At 65.3% G+C, this 19,870-nt stretch carries 20 protein-coding genes and 1 pseudogene; 11 read left to right on the top strand and 10 right to left on the bottom strand.

Annotated elements, in window-relative coordinates; all coding sequences use genetic code 11:
- A partial coding sequence (locus ACNJ7E_RS26980) for an IS30 family transposase (protein WP_418341390.1) occupies positions 1-273 on the top strand: 273 nt, incomplete at its 5' end.
- A 99-nt stretch (positions 274-372) separates the two neighbouring features.
- On the top strand, positions 373-1,140 hold the full coding sequence (locus ACNJ7E_RS26975) for a hypothetical protein (RefSeq protein ID WP_317570562.1): 768 nt from the start codon (positions 373-375) through the stop codon (positions 1,138-1,140).
- Positions 1,141-1,160: 20 nt separating this feature from the next.
- On the opposite strand, the gene ACNJ7E_RS26970 is transcribed toward ACNJ7E_RS26975, so the two are convergent.
- A complete protein-coding gene (locus ACNJ7E_RS26970; RefSeq protein WP_283334642.1) occupies positions 1,161-1,487 on the bottom strand; it encodes a hypothetical protein in 327 nt (108 codons plus the stop codon).
- Between the two features lie 150 nt (positions 1,488-1,637).
- Between ACNJ7E_RS26970 and ACNJ7E_RS26965 the strand changes: the two genes are divergently transcribed.
- Complete coding sequence (locus ACNJ7E_RS26965; protein WP_283334641.1) at positions 1,638-2,261, top strand: hypothetical protein; 624 nt, start codon at positions 1,638-1,640, stop codon at positions 2,259-2,261.
- A gap of 138 nt (positions 2,262-2,399) precedes the next feature.
- Positions 2,400-2,780, top strand: a complete 381-nt coding sequence (locus ACNJ7E_RS26960) for a maleylpyruvate isomerase N-terminal domain-containing protein (protein ID WP_283334640.1) — start codon at positions 2,400-2,402, stop codon at positions 2,778-2,780.
- Between the two features lie 187 nt (positions 2,781-2,967).
- Here ACNJ7E_RS26960 and ACNJ7E_RS26955 read toward each other — a convergent pair whose 3' ends face one another.
- Complete coding sequence (locus ACNJ7E_RS26955; RefSeq protein ID WP_317570556.1) at positions 2,968-3,543, bottom strand: TetR/AcrR family transcriptional regulator; 576 nt, start codon at positions 3,541-3,543, stop codon at positions 2,968-2,970.
- Positions 3,544-3,621: 78 nt separating this feature from the next.
- On the opposite strand from ACNJ7E_RS26955, the gene ACNJ7E_RS26950 reads away from it, so the two are divergent.
- On the top strand, positions 3,622-4,236 hold the full coding sequence (locus ACNJ7E_RS26950) for an NAD(P)H-dependent oxidoreductase (protein WP_283334638.1): 615 nt from the start codon (positions 3,622-3,624) through the stop codon (positions 4,234-4,236).
- A 1,525-nt stretch (positions 4,237-5,761) separates the two neighbouring features.
- Positions 5,762-6,382, top strand: a complete 621-nt coding sequence (locus ACNJ7E_RS26945) for an ATP-dependent DNA ligase (protein WP_489686846.1) — start codon at positions 5,762-5,764, stop codon at positions 6,380-6,382.
- Positions 6,383-6,661: 279 nt separating this feature from the next.
- Here the strand turns inward: ACNJ7E_RS26945 and ACNJ7E_RS26940 are convergent, their stop codons facing one another.
- The 3 genes from ACNJ7E_RS26940 to ACNJ7E_RS26930 all read right to left on the bottom strand — a co-directional run bounded on the left by ACNJ7E_RS26940 (position 6,662) and on the right by ACNJ7E_RS26930 (position 8,945).
- The gene (locus ACNJ7E_RS26940; RefSeq protein ID WP_280779218.1) at positions 6,662-7,414 is read right to left on the bottom strand and encodes an SOS response-associated peptidase; all 753 of its coding nucleotides are present in this window, start codon (positions 7,412-7,414) and stop codon (positions 6,662-6,664) included.
- Between the two features lie 52 nt (positions 7,415-7,466).
- Complete coding sequence (locus ACNJ7E_RS26935; protein ID WP_280779219.1) at positions 7,467-7,814, bottom strand: histone-like nucleoid-structuring protein Lsr2; 348 nt, start codon at positions 7,812-7,814, stop codon at positions 7,467-7,469.
- A 618-nt stretch (positions 7,815-8,432) separates the two neighbouring features.
- The gene (locus ACNJ7E_RS26930) at positions 8,433-8,945 is read right to left on the bottom strand and encodes a hypothetical protein (RefSeq protein WP_418341391.1); all 513 of its coding nucleotides are present in this window, start codon (positions 8,943-8,945) and stop codon (positions 8,433-8,435) included.
- A 373-nt stretch (positions 8,946-9,318) separates the two neighbouring features.
- On the opposite strand from ACNJ7E_RS26930, the pseudogene ACNJ7E_RS26925 reads away from it, so the two are divergent.
- A pseudogene (locus ACNJ7E_RS26925) lies at positions 9,319-9,504 on the top strand (MerR family transcriptional regulator); the annotation flags it as partial.
- A 142-nt stretch (positions 9,505-9,646) separates the two neighbouring features.
- On the opposite strand, the gene ACNJ7E_RS26920 reads toward ACNJ7E_RS26925, so the two are convergent.
- The 4 genes from ACNJ7E_RS26920 to ald form a co-directional block, all read right to left on the bottom strand.
- Entirely contained in the window at positions 9,647-10,237 is a 591-nt protein-coding gene (locus tag ACNJ7E_RS26920; protein ID WP_280779221.1) for a dihydrofolate reductase family protein, read from the bottom strand.
- A gap of 104 nt (positions 10,238-10,341) precedes the next feature.
- Positions 10,342-11,445, bottom strand: a complete 1,104-nt coding sequence (locus ACNJ7E_RS26915) for a hypothetical protein (protein ID WP_418341389.1) — start codon at positions 11,443-11,445, stop codon at positions 10,342-10,344.
- A 145-nt stretch (positions 11,446-11,590) separates the two neighbouring features.
- Positions 11,591-13,060 (bottom strand): MocR-like pyridoxine biosynthesis transcription factor PdxR, encoded by a 1,470-nt coding sequence (gene pdxR, locus ACNJ7E_RS26910; protein ID WP_317571041.1) that lies wholly within the window; start codon positions 13,058-13,060, stop codon positions 11,591-11,593.
- A 103-nt stretch (positions 13,061-13,163) separates the two neighbouring features.
- Positions 13,164-14,285, bottom strand: coding sequence for an alanine dehydrogenase (gene ald / locus ACNJ7E_RS26905; RefSeq protein WP_005249214.1), 1,122 nt, complete (start codon positions 14,283-14,285; stop codon positions 13,164-13,166).
- 220 nt (positions 14,286-14,505) lie between these two features.
- Between ald and ACNJ7E_RS26900 the strand changes: the two genes are divergently transcribed.
- The 3 genes from ACNJ7E_RS26900 to ACNJ7E_RS26890 all read left to right on the top strand — a co-directional run bounded on the left by ACNJ7E_RS26900 (position 14,506) and on the right by ACNJ7E_RS26890 (position 17,775).
- Positions 14,506-15,876: an aspartate aminotransferase family protein gene (locus ACNJ7E_RS26900; RefSeq protein WP_418341388.1), complete on the top strand. Its 1,371-nt coding sequence runs from the start codon at positions 14,506-14,508 to the stop codon at positions 15,874-15,876.
- An 89-nt stretch (positions 15,877-15,965) separates the two neighbouring features.
- Complete coding sequence (locus tag ACNJ7E_RS26895; protein ID WP_418341387.1) at positions 15,966-16,994, top strand: phosphotransacetylase; 1,029 nt, start codon at positions 15,966-15,968, stop codon at positions 16,992-16,994.
- 49 nt (positions 16,995-17,043) lie between these two features.
- Entirely contained in the window at positions 17,044-17,775 is a 732-nt protein-coding gene (locus ACNJ7E_RS26890; RefSeq protein ID WP_280779230.1) for a sulfite exporter TauE/SafE family protein, read from the top strand.
- Positions 17,776-17,782: 7 nt separating this feature from the next.
- Here the strand turns inward: ACNJ7E_RS26890 and ACNJ7E_RS26885 are convergent, their stop codons facing one another.
- Entirely contained in the window at positions 17,783-18,688 is a 906-nt protein-coding gene (locus ACNJ7E_RS26885; RefSeq protein WP_418341386.1) for a LysR family transcriptional regulator, read from the bottom strand.
- Between the two features lie 101 nt (positions 18,689-18,789).
- Between ACNJ7E_RS26885 and ACNJ7E_RS26880 the strand changes: the two genes are divergently transcribed.
- The gene (locus tag ACNJ7E_RS26880; protein WP_418341385.1) at positions 18,790-19,845 is read left to right on the top strand and encodes a YeiH family protein; all 1,056 of its coding nucleotides are present in this window, start codon (positions 18,790-18,792) and stop codon (positions 19,843-19,845) included.
- Positions 19,846-19,870: the final 25 nt, after the last annotated feature.

Genomic DNA, 19,870 nt, shown 5'->3' with positions numbered 1-19,870 from the left:
TGGGACCAGGGTTCGGAGATGCGGGACTGGAAGAGCGTCAGCGCGGCCACCGGGATCGACATCTACTTCTGTGATCCACACGCACCCTGGCAGCGGGGGACCAACGAGAATACGAACGGCATTCTCCGTCAGTACTTCCCCAAAGGTTCGGACCTGAGTGTGCACTCGAAAGCGGACCTGGAGTGGGTCTCGCGGCAACTCAATGAGCGTCCCCGGAAACGGCTAGAATTTCGCACACCCATCGAAGAGATGGAACGACTGCTGTTGCGATGACCGCCAGAATCCGCCGTTCGTCTTTCGGACGTTCGCGATCGACGTCGTCGATGTTCGATCTGTGCTGTTCATCGGTTAGCACATGCAAGTATCGATGCCATGTCTGGAAAGCGAATCAACTTTGGTTACGTTGGCGATCCACCGCCTGGGTGGACTGCCCACCTAGTGTGGAGCGCCCGGATCTTACGACTGGTCGGCGAATCCATCTCGGACAAAGAACTTGAGCGCGAACTGGAACGTGAGGAGCAAGAACAACGCGACAAACGGGCTCAACGCCCACCGGGTCGCCGCGATGTACCGGAGTTCCGGAAACGACCGGACGCTTTCCTGACAACGGAGGACGAGGATCCAGTCCTCCATGAGCCGACGTTGTCCATCCCGTTCAGAACAAACAACGGGCTCGACCTCCAATTCACCCGAGTGAAGGTCTACGAGAACGGGGTGGGCTTTGATCTGGTCGCCCGAGAACCGGACCCCGACCCCACCGCCGGTATCCCGTTCGACACAGAAACCATCAATCTTGGTTTCAGGATCAGGCCGGACAAGGCCCACAAGACCAGAATTCGACTGGTCGTTGCTGTCTCACCCTCTCGTGGTGAACACGGCGCTTATGGGGGCACGGTGTTGTCCAACTCGTTCAAACCGGACGACTTCCCTGACGATCCGAACGAGCCATGGCTCTACGGGGGTGGAGACTCTCGCGGTCGTGTTCACGAGCTGGGTGTCATCGAGACGAGGGCGCATTACTTCCTCAGCCCGGTGCCCACCACAGGCACAATCCACGTCACGGTGGCTTACCCCGAGTTCGGACTGAAGATGACGAGCATTGAGTTCGATGCAGCTAGTTTCCGCATACCTGGCCGGTAGCCGATCCGTCACCGGACGCCTCACTCGTCGTGCGGTGCTTCAGCGACCCACTCTCCCTTGGGAACGGGTTCTGGATCGGCTGGCACTTCGCTGCCGGTAAGCCGCGCGAGGACAACTCGCCAGTGGAGGAGCTCTGCTTCGGTGGCCTTGAGCTCAGCGCGCACACTCTGGAGGACTTCGTGCGTGTCGTTGCTGGAGTTGGCCTCAATCCTCTGTGCGATGCGCCCGAGCCGTGCGACCCGCGCGGTCAACTGCTGGACGATCGAGTCCACCGGTTGTGCAAGCTCCTCGGATCGTGGAAGGGCGGCCGCGAACCGGTCGACAAGCTCGAACGTCGACTCGTACATCTGATCATGGTGGCAGCTGCGTAACCCCGCAGGTGACCTGTTCCGAAAACGGATCCCTGAGCGGATGCGACGGTCGACAGTTGGTCATCACCTGCCGGAATCATGGGCACCGTTCCTGACGGAGCGGATAACGGGAGACAGGAGCCGACGATGCGACGACGACTCAGTGGACAGGTCCACAGCGAGAACAGCAACTTCTTCCTGTTCGACGACCTTTTCGCGGCCCAAGCATCGACGATCGACGGGACTGCGGGTTTCCTGCAGCCTGGCCAGGGCGTGCTGGCTATCACCACCGAAGTCAGATGGGGACCCGTACAGGTGACGGTGGAGGTACATGATGGTCCGCCGACCGGCACACCATCGCCTCAGGATTGGGACAGAACAGCGGAGACCAGCTATCACACCAACAACGGCTCCCAGCGGATTCTCGACGGAGATTTCGGATCGGACCTGGGCGAGCTCGACGAAATTCTCACTGAGCCAGGACCGGCTACGGTTTTCGTGCGCGCCTTCGGCTGGGTAGCCGACTCCGGATACCCCGAGCGGTACTTACTCCAGATCTGGACACGAAGGGCAGAGAAGGAACCCTCCCGCGAACAGGCCGACTACGGAGCCGACTACACAGGCCCGCGCGGTGAGAACCGCACGGACGTCCCGCCGCAGCCGGGTAGCACTTTTGGCTCAAGCGAACAGACCAACAACGCAGGCCGGTCCGGGAAGTACCTCCATGTGCAGTACGGCCATCCATCTACGGCACCGATTGAGGATCAGTGACCAGTCAGCGATCCGCTTACGGAACCACCTGTCCGCCAGCGCGCTGTCGGCCGGCCTGTCCCGCTGGTGGTTCCCGAGAAGGACATCCGCCACGACGCACCTATCCGGAGCCAGTCCACGACCGCTACCGTGCGAAAGGTGGAACTTATTCTCGCTGCCTCGGCCGAATTCGAGCGCGTGGTGCGCCAACTGCCGGTGGACTCATGGGACCTGCCCACACCGTCACAGATTTCGGTGCGCGACCTGGTCGAGCACGTCGTGGTGGGAAATCGCTTCACTGCGCTCCTGCTTGCCGGCGTCGGTCGTGAACAAGCCCGGAACATGCTCGCAGATGACCAGCTCGGAGACGACCCGGTCGCTGCGGTGGCCGAATCGTCACGACACCAGGCCGAGGCCTTCGCCGCCGCACCACCGGAACAGCCAGTTCCAGGCCCGAACTGCGACGTCCCTGCCGAGGCGTTCCTGCGGTTCCGGCTCGTCGACCTTGTGGGACCTCCTTCGTGCGGCGGGCCTCGATGAAACTCTTGACCCGCCTGTGGTCGCCGGGCTGTCGCGTGTGGTCGAACCCATCTGGACGACATGCTCGCCTTCGGCGCGTACGGCGAGGGCCCGAGTCTCACATTGCCTCCCGACGCTTCGCAGCAGACCCGACTCCTCGACTGGTTCGGACGACGGCCCTAGCGCAACGCCAGACACGCCAGTGACGTCAGGTCCTGCCGACCACCGCGACGATCAGCGCGGCGAGTTCGCCTTTCGCCTCGTCGGACGAGAGCACTCCCGTTACCGCCGCGTGCGAGAGCGCCTCCGCAGCACCGAATATCGCCGTCATCGGTGGTTGCGCAAGTCCACCGGTGGTGCCGAAGGGGGCAAGTATCTCCCGGCATCGTTCGGAATAAACGTGCTCCGATTCACGCTTGACCTGCTCCAGCTCGGGCGAACCCTCCAGCGCTGCGAGCACACCCGTCAGTTCACGCCCCTGCGCCAGCGCGCATCCGACGTACGAGTTGGCGATGGCGTTCGCGCGCCCATTCAGTGACTCCTCCGCGGCCTCGAGATACTCCTCGAGCATCACCGTCTGACGGTCGTCGAATTCGCTGAAGAGGGCGGCCAACAGCGCGGCGCGGGAGGCAAAGTGGCTGTAGACGACCGGTTTTGCGACGCCTGCACGTTCGGCCAACCGGCCGAGGGTCAGCGCGTCCGCGCCTTCTGCTCGTACCAGGGCCCACGACACCTCCACAAGCTGGTCGTATCTGTCGGCCCGCGACAGTCTCGTGCGTGCCATCGGGCACCTCCTTGCGCTATATACGAATAGTAACCTACTCTTGGTACATAGACGTCTCACTCGCCGAAGGAAACGCTCATGACCGCACTCGTCGTAGTGTCCCATTCCGATCCCGACTCGCTGACCCAGCATGTCGCCCGAGCTACCGCCGACGCGATCCGCGCCACGGGCGGTGAAGTTGACATCGCCGACCTGGGAGTCGAGAACTTCGATCCCCGATTCTCCGAAGCCGATCTGGACCTGTTCCGCGGCAACGGGTCTGCGCCTGCTGACGTGGTAGCCGAGCAGAAACGAATCGATCGTGCAGAACATCTGATTCTCGTGTTTCCGATGTACTGGTGGTCGATGCCCGCACTACTCAAAGGCTGGATCGATCGCGTCTTCGTCAGCGGGTGGGCATACGAATTCACCCCGGGAAGCGAATTCGTGAAGAAGCTGGACCGACTCACCGTCCATCTGATCCCCGTTGCGGGCGACGACGCGGAGAGTTTCGAGCGCCACGGTGTGTACGAGGCCTTTCGAACGCAGATCGAGCGCGGCATTGTCGAATACTGCGGTGCCACAATGGGATCGACGACGTTCGTGCACGAGTCGGACACGAAGAGCCGCGATACCCTCGCCGCAGAGATCCGTGACCTCAGCGAGAGTATCGCGGCCCGCGTCGCCGGCCTGGCTAGCGCAGTTGCCCGTTGACGAACACCCTAACTAATCTTCGACCTCTGAAAAGCCGCCCAATCCGGGTACCACTCCGCCCGGGCACTTGCGAAGTGCAGAGAATGGATTTGAAACCAATGCGTTTGAGGCGCTGGCCGCAGACCCGACAGATAGACGTTCACCCCCATGCCGACGTAATCGGCGCGCGCCGCTTCCCCACGCCCGAGCGGCAACGCCTTGCCGATGTCCACCCTGCACTGACCGCGGCGGGTAACGTCCTGATGGCCGGGTGTTCTGGCCATCGTTCGGTCCAACTGTCGGTGTTCATCACAGCGCAGCTCGCAGTGGGGCGTGGCCGGTTGCCTGGACCTTCGGGACCGTTCGCCAGGCCACCGAACCGGAGTCGCTACCCTCTACCGGACCAGTCGGCTTCTGCCACTCGAAGTCGACCTCTTGACCAGGGTCGAGCTTTCTGAATCCAGCGATGTCGAGCTCGCTGAAGTGCGCCCAGCAGCCACCGGGGGTCTGGGCGCAGTCATCTCCCGATGATGCAGGAAGTTCGCACCGGTCAGCGATCCGCTATCGGCACAGCACTGTGGCGCCCGTTGCGGCAGTCGGAGCCACGATCGATCGAATCCGGCAAATATCGGCGGCTTGCACACCGAACCCGTACGGGCTCGGTGTGGCGTATGACCGAGAATCCCGGAACTCGCGCGGGTTTGACAACTGGCGACACGGTGATGCTCCACGCTCAAGGGGTCTCGAAGTTCAAAATCCTCAGCATCGATGAGGACGGCCATGCACTCATCGAGTCCCTATCCATAACCCAGGAAAATATGCGTTCAGCGTCGCGGTGAAGTTTCTCGTCCCGGCGAAGTCCTGATCGTCTCTGTCACAGGGACGATCTACTCTGACAACCGCGACGAGCAACAGGTCGCCACTCACTGCCCAGACCGGTGATCATCACGGTCCTGATCTACGGTGTTCCGCGGATTGGCAGGTGTGGCGGCCTGTTTCTCTTTGCGATCTGCGGGTGAACCCGCCATCACTCGGCCTGCACCTACGGGCCCCACTCGATTGGGTAGCTGTACCGATCCGCCTCCGGCGGGCGATACACAGCGCAGGAGGTGCGCTTCCATTCAACAGAGCCCGTTCCGACCAAGGAGTTCGCCATGTTGGACCTGGGATTCTTCTACGCTTTCCCTCAGCTCCTCGACGCGTGGGTGGCACTAGGCAACGCGATCCAGTGGTGGCAGTCGCTTCCATTCAACTAACCCCGGAGGTGTTGACGCGATTCCGATCCGCCGTAACCGCGAGCGATGCGTAGTTGTCGGGGCCAACTTCAACGTGTGGAGGACGCCATGGACGACCTGAGTCTTTGGGGCATTCCCGAGTGGGCGCAGCCCGCCTTCTATGCGATCGCCAACGGTCTGGCACAGATCGCGTACTGGTGGTTCAGCGTCACGTGAGCAGCGTGAACATACGCTTGACGAATCGGCTGGTCTTCCGCATACCGGAACCGTAAGGGTCGCCCGAGCTGCGCAAATGGGCGCACAATCGGCCCATGCGGCTGATTGCGCCGATGTTGGCCACCCCGGGTGAACCTCCGGAGCAAATGGACGGTGGCTGGGCGGCGGAAATGAAGTACGACGGGTGCCGCGTCGTGGCTGCGGTCGGCGGCGGCGAGCCGCCGGTGTTGTGGACCCGCAACCCCAACGTCGTCACCTCCTCGTACCCAGAGGTGGCCGAGGCGTTGACCGAAGCATTCGGCGGTCGCGGCCGGATCGTGTTCGACGGCGAGATCGTGGCCCTCTCCCAGGGTCGGCTGTCGTTCGCGCGCTTGCAGAAGCGGATGAACACCCTGCGCCCGACTACGGCCCTGCGACGGCAGGTGCCGGTCACCTACCTTCCGTTCGACGTTCTGTCTGCCGACGGTTCCGATTTGATGGCGACGCGGTATCTGGAGCGCCGTGCCGCTCCCACCGACCTCGGTCACGAGTTACGCGGGCTCGGCGTGCCCGTGCAGATCTTGCCGCATTGGGTAGGAGTGGACGGTGCCGTCATTCTGGGGGCCGCCAGGAATTCCGGGATGGAGGGCGGGGTTTTCAATCGGGTGGGGTCGCCCTATCTACCGGGTCAGCGCGGAGACCTCGATCCGGGGTCGGTCACACGGGATTCGCTGTGACGGAACGTATCCGATCAAAGGGAAGCCGCTGTCGCCTTCCCCGGTGACAGCGGCTTCGTTTCCTTTTCGGGAACGCTACGCACTGTAGGTCTTACCCGGCCAGCGGGACGGTGACGCCATATCGCCTCTCGGCAAGTGGTCGCTCGCAGCGACTTTTCTGGTGTGGTACCCGGGGTATGTGCGCCACCGTCAGCCTGTTCAACAGCGGACCATCGGGTGGTATTCCGAGGCGGTGTGTCCGCCGGCAGTGCGTGGTGCTTGCGCGGGTCGCACCAGTGGTCAGTGGGCGTCCTCGAGAGTGATCGGCTTCAGCAGGTCTTCACCGTTGTTGCGAACGTTGTTGACGGCCTTGGACACCGGGTAGGTCTCGAGGCTGCCCGGTGCCGGCGGTGCCATCAAGGATCGGGCGTGGTCGACGTCGGTGTTGGTCGGGTCGAGCCAGTCCGCCCAGTTCTCCGGGGCGACGCTCATCGGCATCCGATCGTGGATATGCCCCACATCGTCGGTCGAGTTGGTTGTGATCACGCAAAATGTGATCAGCCAGGCGTCCGGATCGTTGTCGGGGACGTCGGGGTTGCGCCAGAAGTCGAAGATGCCGGCCAACGGGAGAATGTCGCTCTCGGCCGGGTGGATGTAGTACGGCTGCTTGAGGGGTTTCCCGGACTTGCCGACCTCGTGGGTCGGGAACCACTCGTAGAACCCGGACACCGGGACGATCCCGCGCCGCGACTTGAAACACTGCCTGTAGGCGGGCTTTTCATGCACGGTCTCGGCGCGGGCGTTGATCATGCGTGAGCCGATCTTCGGATCTTTGGCCCAGAACGGTGTCAGGCCCCATTTGAGGTTGCGGAGCTGTCGTTGGGGTTGCTCGTCGTCGGTGTCTTTCGGTACCCGCGCGATCACAACTGGGGAGGTCTTCGTGGGCGCCACGTTGTAGTCCGGCGCCATCTCCGGGTCGGCCCGTTCAGGGGCGACATCGAAGGTCTCGAGCAGCGTTCCCCGGCTCGTCGTCGAGGCGTAACGACCACACATACCGATAGCCTGCCACGATCGACCACCGCGACGGGGAAGGCGCTGCGCAGGTTCAGTGGGCGTCGTGGAAAGCCTGCTCGATCTCGGTGGGGATACGTCCACGAGAGGACAGTTCGTAGCCCTGCTCGAGTGCCCAGGCGCGGATCTTCGTCGTTTCGCCCGACGGCCGTCTCTCGGCAGTGGGGTTGACCGGTCGGTCCGAGCGGTGTTTGCGGCCGCCGACGCGGGTGGAGTGCGCGATGTAGTACTCGAAGGTCTCTCGGAGTTCCTTCGCGTGCTCGTCCTTCAGGTCGATCACGTACTCGACGCCGTCGACTGCATAGTGGATGCTCTCGCCGTCCTCACCAAAGGTGGTGCCGTCGATGTCGTCGACCATCTCAACTACAACCTTGCGTGCCACAGATGTCACTCCTCAGCTCTCCAGTACGGACCAGATAACAGTACTGGCAGTATCAGTAATTTCGTGAGGTCCAGCGGGGACTGTGGGTACCCGTGGGACTACGAGAGCTGTGGCAGCTCGATCAGGTGACGCGGGAGTTCGACACTTCACCGCTTCACTGTCTCCGCTCTCACCCGCGGCGTTGCGCAGCGGCGACGTCGCGTGGTGGATCTCGGGATAGGCCGAGGGTGCGGTAGCGGTGTGCTCGTCCTCCGATGACGTCGCTCCGCAGGCGCACGATCCGCTGCGGGGCTGGAAGTCGTGCAATTGGGCCTGGAGGGCGGCGCGGGCCCGTTGGACACGGGATTTCATGCCGAACAACGAGATTCCCGCCTGCCGGACCCCCGGAATCCTGTCCGTCAGCGGAAGATCGTCCACACCGCGGCGGCGGCGAGTGCCACCACGACCACGCACATCACGACCGTGAGGAAGTGTTCGTTGTCCGCGAGGAGTTGCTGCATGACGGAGTGTGCGGTTTCGGCGCCGGTCGGAGCGAATCCACGAGCACCGATAACGGGATCGCGGACACGCACAACCCGGCGCCGATCGATGCGCACCGGGCCCCAACGGGTGAGGAGACTAGTGCGCCTTGGCCGTCCCCTTCCTGCGTGCGGTTGTGTCCGGTCGTGCTTCCTGTGCGGATTGGTCGCGGGGCTCCCCCGCCGAATCACTGGGTGTCGTGACCCGACGTTTGCGCAGTCTGTGCGGCTTCGCCTGTTGTTCTTCTTCGACCGCGGGAGACGAACGTCCGTCCTCGTCTTTTCCGTGCTCCGATATCTCGTCGACGGTGGAATCCTCGGGGTCCCGCGGGTGGGCGTGCCCGCGCCGACCGATCCTCTTCACCCCCGCGACCAGATGTCCGCCGCCGGCCACGACGTGCGCGCCGCCCGACCGGAGGCGGTCGCGGAACGAATCGACGTGCCCACTGCTGGCCTCAGCCGTGGCGGCCGCCGTGTCGAGTAGCTCGTCCCGAACCGAATCGCCCAGTTCCCCAATCTCCGGAGACGAGGCCAGAAACTCGGATCCCTGTACGAGCAGATCCTCAGGCCCCTTGGGGGACCGCCCGCCCGCACCAGCGATCTTCACGGCCATCCTCAACTGGTGTGTGCGCCCCAGTAGATATCCGGCGCCGACCGCTGCGGCAACTTCAACTTTGGTTTTGGTCTTTCCTATTTTCATCATCGAACCCACCTGCTGTGTGTCGTCGCCACGCACTGCGTCGGGCGTCGGGAGCATGTGGAACATGGCGCGCCGGTGCGCGCGAGGCGTATACCGTGACTACCCCGTGTGCCCGGTCCCCAATCGCACGTGGCGGGCGCTCCGGTGCGCTGCCCGAGCGTGAGGCGGACTTATCCCGTTGACTACGCGAAGCTCATGCCGGCCGGATCCCGACCAGACGGCGCACCGCCGCGAGTCCCGCGGGCGTTCCTGGCCAGTGCTTGTCGACTGCCGCCGGTCCCGCGCGGAGGAGTACGGGCTGATCACTCCCCTCCGTACCGGCGCGGGCACCCGCCGGTACGGCGACCACGAACTGGCCCGGCTCGAACGCGTCGCCGAACTCATCGATGCCGGAGTCAACGTCGTCGGCATCGGCCTCGTCCTCGACCGCGAACACCGGACCGGCGAACTCGAACGCGACAACCGGCGCCTGGACGGAAGCCGGCGACCAGTGATCTCGAGTTGAACTTGCCGCAGGTGAGGTGATGGGGCGGATCGGCGTCGGCTGCCCGACCAGGGACAGCGATGCGCAAACGCAGCCTGAGACCCGATCTGTGTCACCGTTCGCAGTCCGCTCAGATCGGTCGACGGCGCACCCGATAGCGCAGGTGAAGCACCCGGTTGCCCTGAATCACCTCGTCGGGATCCTCCAACAGGTGCTGTGCGTGGACCGACCCGAAGTAGCGCTTGCCGGCCCCGAACACGACGGGTACGACGTCCATGCGCACCTCGTCGATCAGGCCTGCGGCAAGCACCTGGCCACCGACGTCGCCGGCGGCGACCTCGACGATGCGGTCACCCGCGAGCTCCTGCGCCTTGGCCACGGCTGCCTCGATGCCGTCGACGAAGTGAAACGGCGCCTCGGGGTCCCAGCCCTCGGGCTTCGGCCGGTGCGTCACGACGACCACGTGGTCGATCCCGCTCGGAGGCTTTCCGTCCCAGCCGTCGGTCATGTCGAAGACGTGGCGGCCGACGAGTGTCGCCCCGATCTGGTCCCAGTACGACCGGGTGTAGTCGTAGGACGTCTGCGACACCTTCAGCTCGCCGCTTTCGTCCAACGGGACGTCACCGCTGGACAACCAGTCGAACAGCGGTCCGGGCTGGTCATTTTCGTCCGCGATGAAGCCGTCCACCGACACCGAGCTGTACATGACCACCTTGCCCATGGGGCTCTCCTTTGCTTTGGGGTGCCCCAAATTTAGCGTGTCGCGTGCCGATTCCCGCCGGCATCGCGTTCGCGGATCCGCCTGCGGCTCAAGGACAGCAGTCCTCAGCGGTGCGTTTCGCCGACCCAGGAAGGATGTCTTCCACTGGTGTCGCACACCCAGGTCCGGGAATCGTCACTGTCGAGGTTGACGGTGTCGGTGAGCCAGTAGGTGTCGTCGGGCGCCCATCCCGCGATGACACTCGCGGTGCTGGCGTCGACGGCGATCGCGGTGCCCGCCGCGGCGAGGTATCCCGCCACGGTGAGATGGACGCCCTCGTACCGTTCGGAGAAACGCGGCCAGTCGGGAATGACCCATCGTCCAGATCGTCCGGTGGTGCGGTACCAATCGTGTCGTTTCTGCGCGGTGACCTCGACGGGATACTGTCTGCACAGTTCTGCCCACGCCTGCGGGCCGTCGACCTCGTACACGCGAGCGCCGGCGGGGATGTTCATTCGTCGCGTGATGGCGCGCTCCCATCCCATGCTGTCCTCGACGAACCACAAACCGGCCGGGGTCCGGTCGAACAGCCGCCGGGACGAACACCGTGTGGGTGGAGTCGACCACCACCAGCCGGACCAGTTCGCCGACGGATCCGCCGGACGATCGCGTTCTGCTCGCACTTCCTCCGCGGCAGTCCGTTCACGGTAGTCACGCAACAGTTCTGTGGTAGTCGAGTCAACGAGATCCGTATCGTCCTCACTCCAGCCCACCGACCACTGATCGGTCGCAGCGGGCGTCGTCCACCACTGCGCGTGCGGGGATCGTGCGATGTGCTCGGCGACCCGTCGAAGCTCACGGCGCACCGGCTCGGTATCGACGAGGATGTCTTCACCGTCCGGGTCCTGCCAGTAGCGCGCCGCGTCAACCGCGTCGGCGAGGGCCGAACGGAGTGCAACCGCTGTCACCTCGGGAAGCGGCACCTGGGACAGGCGATGCGCCACATCGTCTGCAGTGAGGACGGTCCGCCGAGCCTCTTCAGCGCCGGGCCCGAACAGCACGCGTGCGCCTTCGCGACCGGACTCGAGGTGATACGACGCCAGAAATACGGCGTGATCGAACGAGTCACTGCGGAACTCGGGTTGCAGAGTTCGTTCGGCGTCCCTCGCGTAGGCGAGCAGCATCCGACGCCCACGTGGGCCGGCCAACAAGGATTCTGCTGTAGTCATGTGCTGACCACCCTAGAGTCCCCGAGCCGACGCGCCTCCAATATGTTCTGACCACGGGCCGTGGGCCACTGCGGCTGCGAGGAAGCCGGCCGAACAGGCCGCCGTCTGGGCGGCAGGATGCGCGCAGGCGCGGGTGTTATCGGGTCTACCTGCCAAAGCGGAAACTCGCCTGGCACGCCTGGCCGAGAAGTGCGATGCCTTCTTCGATGGACCGCAGGGGGATCGCGCCATAGCCGATGCGGAAGTGGTTGCGGGGCGGGACCGGCTGCGTGAAGAAGATGTCGCCCCGTTCGATGAGCACACCGCGGGCTTCCGCCTCGCGCACGAGCACCCGGCAGTCGAGGTTCTCCGGACCGGTCATCCACAAGCTGACGCCACCGGGCGGATACGGCTCCTGCGGCCACGGAAGGTACTTGTCGACGGCCGCACACAGCCGCTCCCATTTGTGTTTCATCTGGGTGCGGTGGTGGCGCAGCGCGCGGTGGTACTCCCCGCTGTCGATGAGCATGGCCAGGGCCCGTTGCTGGTGACCCGGTGGATGACGGAGCACGTACCGCCGGGCCTTCCGCAGTTCGCGCACCAGATCCGCGGGCCCGACGAGGTAGCCCAGACGCAGGCCCGGGGCCAGGAACTTCGAGAACGTGCCGAGATAGACGGCGTCGCCGCTGGAATCGAGCGCTTTCAGCGCCGGGCTGGGGCTGCCGTGGTAGCGGAACTCGCTGTCGTAGTCGTCCTCCACGATCACGGTGCCGGACTCCGCGGCGAGTTGCAGCAGACGCTGACGACGGTCGATGCCGAGCGTCGCGTTGGTCGGATGGTGATGGCTCGGTGTCAGATACATCAGATCTGTGCCGCGCAGCGTCTCCGGCGGGCGCAGGCCGTGGTCGTCGACGTCGATGCCGTACACCTGGGCGCCGGTGCGCAGGAAGATGTGTCGAGCATCGAGATAGCCGGGGTTTTCGATGGCAACCCGATCCTCGGGTCCGAGCAGCACCCGGCCGACGAGGTCCAGCCCCTGCTGGGAACCGACCGTCACCAGAACTTCGTCCGCACTCGCCTCGATGCCGCGCGAGGGCAGCAGATGCTGGCGGATCATGTCGATCAGCATGGGGTCGTCCGCACCGACGCTGTCCTGGAGGCTCGCGTAGGCGTGGGGTTGATACAGCGCGTCGCGGAGACAACGCACCCACGCGCGGGCGGGGAAACTGCGGATGTCGATCTGCCCGGCCAGGAACGGGTACGGATAGCTGTGCCAGTCGACGTTCTTCTCGATGTGCGGGACGTCGGCGTCGGGGTAACGCCGGATGCGGGACGACCAGTCGATGCGCGGAATGGTCGCGCGGGCGTCCGTTGCGAGCGTCTCGATCATGTCGGGATTGACGAACATGCCCGATCGCTGGTGGCTTTGAACGAGTCCCTCGGCGATCAGTTCCTGATACGCCAGGTTGATCGTGTTCCGGGAGATCGCGAGATCGACCGCGAGTTCACGCGAACTCGGAAGGCGGTGTCGTGGATCGAACAGCCCGTTGGCGATGCCGTGTTCGATCGCCCGTCGAACCTGGCGGTAGAGCGGTTCGGCGGAATTGCGGTCGACCTCGATCAGTGTTCTCGGCACGCATCGCCTCCTGTGGATCCAAGAGTGGCCAGAGGTAGGCCGACCCGGCACGCCGAGAAGTTCTCGAACGAGCACTTCTCAGTATGCCGGGCCGGCGGCGAAATCAAACCAGGTTGAGCGCGTCGTCGACGCTGACCGACTCGATCCCGAGTGCCTCACCGACGGCATCGTTCGTCAGGCGCCCGGCGACGGTGCTGACACCGGCGCGGAGTGCGGCATTCTCCCTGGCCGCGCGGGCGAGGCCCTTCTCGGCGATCTGCAGGGTGTACGGCAAGGTCACGTTGGTGAGTGCGTACGTGGACGTGTGGGGCACCGCTCCCGGCATGTTCGCCACGCAGTAGAACACCGAGTCGTGAACCTTGAACGTGGGCTCCGCGTGGGTGGTGGGACGCGAATCCTCGAAGCAACCACCCTGGTCGATCGCGATGTCGACGAGAACGCTGCCCGGCTTCATCCGCGAGACCAGCGAGTTCGAGATGATCTTCGGTGCCTTGGCGCCCGGGACGAGCACGGCACCGATGACGAGGTCGGCCTGCATGACCTCCTGCTCGATCGAGTAGGCGTTCGCGGCGAGGGTGCGGATCCGGCCCTGGTACATCCGGTCGGCGGCGCGCAGCTTGTCGACGTTCTTGTCGAACAGGACCACGTCGGCCCAGGTGCCTGCGGCGACGGCGACGGCATTCATGCCCGATACACCCGCACCGATCACGACGACGCGAGCCGGCAACACACCGGACACGCCGCCGATCAGTACGCCTCGGCCACCCTCCGGTCGCATGAGTGCCTGCGCGCCGACGAGCGGTGCGAGCCGGCCGGCGACCTCACTCATCGGGAACAGCAGGGGCAGGGAACCGTCGGGAAGCTGAACGGTCTCGTACGCAACGGAATTGGTACCGGCGGCGAGCAGTGCCCGGGTGCACTCTTCACCCGCAGCGAGGTGCAGGTAGGTGAACAACGTGAGGTCCGAACGCATCCGGTGGTATTCCTCGGCGATGGGCTCCTTGACCTTGAGCAGCAGTTCCGCGCTCTGCCACACCGCGTCGGCGGAGTCGAGGATCTTCGCGCCGGCGGCACCGTAGGCGTCGTCGCCGATCGACGAGCCCTCCCCCGCACCGCGTTCCACGAACACGTCGTGCCCGTGGGCGACCATTTCGTGGACACCGGCGGGAGTGGCCGCCACCCGGTACTCGTGGTTCTTGACTTCCTTGGGGATACCGATCCTCATCTGAGACCTCCGTTAGCTGGGGCTGTTCGCCGCTCCGACCACACGTCGTGGTGCCCGAGCGATACCGAAGTCTGGATCACTCTGGCATGGGACCAGAAGGACCAGTTGAGCGCCGTCTACGGGGACCAGACTGGACCCATCGAATACCGCTCTTCTGGCCCTGACCTGCAGTCTGCCTCGTCGGTATGTTGTGGATCACAGCCATTCGACAACGAAGGAGATGGTCGTGGACGTCACCGAATTGCGAGCACGGGCCCGCCGGCACCTCGGACCTCATTTCACCCGTAAGGACACCTGGGAAAGCGACTTCCCGGTGTTCGTTCGTGGCGAGGGAAGCTATCTGATCGACACCGAGGGGGACCGTTTCCTCGACGGTCTGGCAGGCCTGTTCTGCGTGAACATCGGTCACGGCCGCGACGACATCGCCAAGGCGGCGAGCGAGCAGATCGGGACGCTGGCCTACGCCTCCAACTGGGGCAGCGCCCACATTCCCGCGATCGAGGCGTCCGCGCTCATCGCCGACCTGGCACCCGGCGACCTCGGGACGACCTTCTTCGTCAACTCGGGATCCGAGGCCGTGGAGACGGCCGTCAAGTTCGCCCGGCAGTACCACCGCAGCCAGGGCAACCCTCAGCGAACCAAGATCATCAGCCGCGAGATGGCCTACCATGGAACCACTCTCGGCGCGCTCTCGGTAACTCAGCTGCCCAAGATCAAAGACCCGTTCGGACCGCTGCTGCCCGGGGTCCGCTCCGTACCCAACACCCTCGGTTACCTCGGCGACTGCGGCCCGGCGAACGAGCTCGACTGCATCGCCGCGATCGAAGCCGTCATCGAGGAAGAGGGTGCCGACACCATCGCCGCCGTGTTCGCCGAGCCGGTTCAGAACGGGCGCGGCGCCCTGGTTCCGCCGGACGGGTACTGGCCTGCGCTGCGCGCGCTGTGCGACAAGCACGGGATCCTGCTGGTCTCCGACGAGGTGATCTGCTCGTTCGGCCGCCTCGGACACTGGTTCGGGCACGGGCTCACCGGTGTGGTGCCCGACATGATCACGTTCGCGAAGGGCTCCACGTCCGGATACGCCCCGCTCGGCGGCCTGATCGTGCGTGAGCAGCTGGTTCGCGAGCTCTACGACTCGCCCAAGGGCGGCGTGTTCACACACGGCGCGACGTGGGGCGGACACCCGGTGTCGACGGCGGTGGCGGTCGCGAACATCACCGCGATGCGCGACGAGAACGTGCTGGGCAACGTCTCCGCGCGCGGCCCGAAGTTGCGGTCGGCACTCGACTCGCTGATGAGCTCGCACCGCTGCGTCAAGGACGTGCGCGGCACCGGATTCTTCTACGCGATCGAATTGATGGCCGACAGCGACAGCGGCCGCGAGTTCACCGAGCAGGAGTCGCTGACGGTGTTGCGCAAGGTGCTGCCGGAGGCGTTCGCCCGCACCAAGGTGATTCTCCGCGGCGACGACCGTGGGGCCACGATGCTGATGATCTCGCCGCCCCTCGTGGCCGACGACGAGGTGCTCTCGGAACTGCTCCACGGCATCGACAGCATGCTCACCGACATCGAAAAGGCAATCCAGCCGTAGGGAACGATACGTTCCCCGAGTTCCAGCGGGTGGCGGTCGTNNNNATCGACGACCGCCACCCTTCTTCGTAGTGATGGGAGAGCGAGGCCATGGCCCCGGGCGTCACCGCTGTACCACCCACCGACGCTGCACGACTGAACGATTCGTCGCTGATCGACCACTGGGTCGCGACCCTGCGTGGGGAGGGCCGCGTCGTCGGTCTCGCCGACGGAGAAGACGAGCGCGCGATCCGTGCGGCCCACCATCTGCACCACAAATGTGTCGTCTCCCCGCGGCTGTTCGGGCGGCGGGACGCCATCCGGCGCATCGCCGAGGCCGCGGGTATCCCGCTGGCCGAGGAACTCGTCGTCGACCTCGACGAGGCGGCCGCAGACCCCGCGATCCGGGACGCCGTCGAATCGGGATTCGCCAGGTACCCCGACCGGATCGAGTCGGCGCTGTCCGACCCGGTGTGCCTTGCCGCAGGGGCACTGCGCGCCGGAGTGGTCGACGCCTGCGTCGCGGGTGCGAGCTGGCCGACGTCCGATGTGCTGCGGGCCGGGCTGCGCATCGTCGGTCTCGCGCCGGGTTCGAGCATCCTGTCGAGCTCGTTTCTGATGTTGCTGTCGGACGGAAGGCAGTTGACATTCTCCGACTGCGCCGTCGTACCCGACCCCACGGTCGAGGAACTGGTCGACATCGCGCTGGCCGCCAGCGCCACCCACTTCCAGCTCACCGAGCAGATTCCGATCGCGGCGATGCTGTCGTTCAGCACCCAGGGCAGCGCCAGCCACCCGCGGGTGGAGAAGGTCCGCGAGGCCGCGGAGCTGGTGCGCGTCCGGGACCCGCAGTTGCATGTAGACGGTGACCTGCAATTCGATGCCGCGCTGGTCGCCGAGATCGGCGCGTCCAAGGCGCCCGGTTCACGGGTCGCCGGCCGGGCGAACGTGTTGGTCTTCCCCAATCTCGATGCCGGCAACATCGGGTACAAAATTGCTCAGCGGCTCGGCGGTGCAATAGCCTTGGGTCCCATCCTGCAAGGGTTGGCCGCACCGTGGAACGACCTGTCCCGAGGGTGCACCGGCAGCGACATCGAACTGATGGCTCTGGTGAGCGCAGTCCAATCTTTGGCCACCTGAACATCAGACCTGCACGGGAACGTGCCACCGGATCGGGAAGGGAGTCGCGATGACGATGCTCCTCATCGGTGCCCTGTGCATCGGCATCGCGTCGGTCATCGGCGGCGCCACCGGGTTCGGGACGGCACTGATCGCGACGCCGGTGATGCTGATGGTTGGATTCGCCGTTCCCGAAGTGGTATTCGTCAATCTGGTGGCGGGCCTGATCACGCGGATCGGCGCCGCGTACCAGTTGCGGGAACACATCACGTGGGGACGGGTGGCGCTGCTCGGCGGTGGCAGCCTGCCCGGCGCCTGGCTGGGCGCGGTCACGCTCGGTTCGCTGCCGGAGCAGTATCTGAAGCCGGCAGCGGGAGTTGTGGTGATGTTGTGCGGGCTTGCGATGGCGCTCCCCAACCGGGCGGAAGTCACACGTGCGCCGTCCACGACTGCGCACCTCCTCACCGGTTCCGTGGGTGGGTACCTCGGAACGACGACGTCGCTCAACGGACCGCCACCGGTCCTGTTGCTGATGCGCGCGCGGTTGCCACCGCTGGCCTTCATTGCCGATCTCGCAGGCTATTTCATCGTCGCGAACGTGATGGCGCTCGCTGTCCTGTGGTTCCACGACGAAATCACGGAATCGATGTTCTGGCCGCGACTCCCGGTCTTCGTCGCGGCCGCGCTGATCGGCAACGTCATCGGGCTGGCGATCGCCCGCCGACTCCCGCCGGGGGTGTTCCGTTCCGCGGTCATCGCACTGGTGATCGCCGCCGGTGCGGCGACCTGCATTCTCGGGTGACAGCCGCTCACGGCTCGGCACCGACCCGGCGGACCAGACGCACCAGTTCGCCCGCGGGACCGTCGAGCTGACGCGCGCCCCGCCACACGGCGCGCAACACCCTGTCGAGTTCGAGACCGTCGACGTCGATCACCTTCAGCTCTCCCGCGCCGACCTGCTCCGCCACCGCAAGGGTGCTCATCACCGCGGGGCCGACTCCGGCCAGCACGCTGGTGCGAATCGCGGCGGCGCTGCCCAGCTCGAGAAGCGGTGCCGCTCGGTCGTATTCCTGCAATGCCACGTCAAGGGTGGTTCGGGTGCCGGATCCCGGCTCGCGGACCAGGAGCGGTGTCAGCGCCAACTCGGCGACGGTCAGCGCCTTCCGTCGCCGGGCCCACGGGTGGGTGGGATGAACGACGACGACCAGGCGGTCACGCGCCACCGTGAGACTCTTCAACGGTCGCGGCACCGTCGGCGATTCGACGAACCCGACGTCGCAGATCCTGCTGTTGATCCGCTCGAACACCTGAGTCGAGTTGTGCACCTGCAGGTGAATGGTCACGTCGGAATGCAAACGGCGAAACTGCCCCAGCCACCCCGGCATCAGGTGTTCCGCGACCGTCATGCTGGCACCCACCGTCAACTCGGCGGCGCGTTCCGCGCGCAGTCCCTCGGCCACGTCGAGCAGCCGGCGAGTGTCGGAGAGCACCCGGCGTGCCCAGTGTGCGATCACGGTACCTTGCGGTGTCAGTATCGAGCCCGTCGGGCTGCGCTGCAGCAGTGTCATGCCGAACTGGCGCTCGAGTTGTTTGATGGCGCGACTCGCATTCGGCTGCGCCATTCCGGTGAGTCTGGCGGCAGCGCTGAGGCTTCCGTGGTCGTCGACGCCCACGAGCAACTCGAGAACGGGGAACTCGGGCCATCTGCGGGACATGCATCGAGTATATGACCCAGGCGCAAGACATATCACATTGATATATGTGTATGTCGAGATGACGTCTACCGGAGACGGCCGCGGTGACGGACCGTGGATCCATGAGTAGTCAACTGAGCGAATCGAAGTCCGAGGAACAGCGCGTCGAGAGCCCGGCAACGCTGCCGCGACTGCAGACCGCCACGGCCACTCTCCTGCCAGGCCTGGCGCTGTGCGCCGTCGCCACCGCCGTTGCCATGGGTGTCGGCCGGTTCCTTCCGACGGTGAGCCCGCTGCTCATCGCCATCGTGCTCGGCGCCGTTCTGTCGAACGTCGTGCATCTGCCCGAACGCCTGCGCCCGGGACTGCAGTTCTCTGCCAAAAAGCTGTTGCGGGTGGGCATCGCCCTCCTCGGACTCCAATTGATGCTGAGCGACATCCTCGGACTGGGCTGGGGCGTCATCGTCGTGGTCGTCTCGATCGTCTGTCTCGGCATCGTGGGAACGATGTTCGCGGGCAAGCTGCTCGGCCTCAGCTGGACCCAGCGACTGCTCATCGCCTGCGGATTCTCGATCTGCGGCGCGGCAGCGGTGGCGGCGGTGGACGGTGTCGTCGACGCCGACGAGGAAGAGGTGATCACCGCGGTCGCGCTCGTCGTCATCTTCGGCACGCTCATGATCCCCGCGATTCCGCTGCTGTCGCGGGCGCTGGGACTCTCCGACACCGACGCCGGCCTGTGGGCGGGCGGCTCCATCCACGAGGTCGCGCAGGTCGTCGCCGCGGGCGGGGCGATCGGTGGTGCCGCTTTGGGCGTGGCCGCGGTGGTCAAACTCGCCCGCGTCCTCATGCTCGCCCCGGTCATGGCCGTCCTCAGCGTGCGCCAGCGCAGGCTCGCCGGCACCGACGCCGATGTGAAGCGGCCGCCGCTCGTCCCGCTCTTCGTCCTCGCCTTCCTCGCCTGCGTCGGCCTGCGGTCGTCCGGCCTGCTGCCCACGGGCCTGCTCGCCGAGGCCAAGATCGTGCAGACCGCCCTCCTCACCGCCGCGATGTTCGCCCTCGGCGCCGGTGTCCAGATCGCCACGATCAAGAAGGTCGGCGCACGCCCCTTCGTCCTCGCAGGCATCTCCACCGTCTGGGTGGCGTCGATCGCCCTGGTCGGGGTACTGCTCGCGGGGTGATGCCGCTACCCACCCCGTCGCCCCC

This window comes from Rhodococcus mengyinensis (genome assembly GCF_048381435.1).
Classification (GTDB): Bacteria; Actinomycetota; Actinomycetes; order Mycobacteriales; family Mycobacteriaceae; genus Rhodococcus_F; species Rhodococcus_F opacus_D.
Note: the sequence above shows the minus strand (reverse complement) of the source record. Positions and strands in the feature narration are given on the sequence as shown.

What these genes read in the sequence shown, in the direction of transcription:
- ACNJ7E_RS26915 (WP_418341389.1), bottom strand. Translation starts at nt 11,445, where the DNA reads ATGACTACAGCAGAATCCTTGTTGGCCGGCCCACGTGGGCGTCGGATG.
- ACNJ7E_RS26965 (WP_283334641.1), top strand. Translation starts at nt 1,638, where the DNA reads ATGCGACGACGACTCAGTGGACAGGTCCACAGCGAGAACAGCAACTTC.
- ACNJ7E_RS26920 (WP_280779221.1), bottom strand. Translation starts at nt 10,237, where the DNA reads ATGGGCAAGGTGGTCATGTACAGCTCGGTGTCGGTGGACGGCTTCATC.
- ald (WP_005249214.1), bottom strand. Translation starts at nt 14,285, where the DNA reads ATGAGGATCGGTATCCCCAAGGAAGTCAAGAACCACGAGTACCGGGTG.
- ACNJ7E_RS26900 (WP_418341388.1), top strand. Translation starts at nt 14,506, where the DNA reads ATGGTCGTGGACGTCACCGAATTGCGAGCACGGGCCCGCCGGCACCTC.
- ACNJ7E_RS26885 (WP_418341386.1), bottom strand. Translation starts at nt 18,688, where the DNA reads ATGTCCCGCAGATGGCCCGAGTTCCCCGTTCTCGAGTTGCTCGTGGGC.
- ACNJ7E_RS26890 (WP_280779230.1), top strand. Translation starts at nt 17,044, where the DNA reads ATGACGATGCTCCTCATCGGTGCCCTGTGCATCGGCATCGCGTCGGTC.
- ACNJ7E_RS26930 (WP_418341391.1), bottom strand. Translation starts at nt 8,945, where the DNA reads ATGGCCGTGAAGATCGCTGGTGCGGGCGGGCGGTCCCCCAAGGGGCCT.
- ACNJ7E_RS26940 (WP_280779218.1), bottom strand. Translation starts at nt 7,414, where the DNA reads ATGTGTGGTCGTTACGCCTCGACGACGAGCCGGGGAACGCTGCTCGAG.
- ACNJ7E_RS26950 (WP_283334638.1), top strand. Translation starts at nt 3,622, where the DNA reads ATGACCGCACTCGTCGTAGTGTCCCATTCCGATCCCGACTCGCTGACC.
- ACNJ7E_RS26970 (WP_283334642.1), bottom strand. Translation starts at nt 1,487, where the DNA reads ATGTACGAGTCGACGTTCGAGCTTGTCGACCGGTTCGCGGCCGCCCTT.
- ACNJ7E_RS26880 (WP_418341385.1), top strand. Translation starts at nt 18,790, where the DNA reads ATGAGTAGTCAACTGAGCGAATCGAAGTCCGAGGAACAGCGCGTCGAG.
- ACNJ7E_RS26955 (WP_317570556.1), bottom strand. Translation starts at nt 3,543, where the DNA reads ATGGCACGCACGAGACTGTCGCGGGCCGACAGATACGACCAGCTTGTG.
- ACNJ7E_RS26975 (WP_317570562.1), top strand. Translation starts at nt 373, where the DNA reads ATGTCTGGAAAGCGAATCAACTTTGGTTACGTTGGCGATCCACCGCCT.
- ACNJ7E_RS26945 (WP_489686846.1), top strand. Translation starts at nt 5,762, where the DNA reads ATGCGGCTGATTGCGCCGATGTTGGCCACCCCGGGTGAACCTCCGGAG.
- ACNJ7E_RS26895 (WP_418341387.1), top strand. Translation starts at nt 15,966, where the DNA reads ATGGCCCCGGGCGTCACCGCTGTACCACCCACCGACGCTGCACGACTG.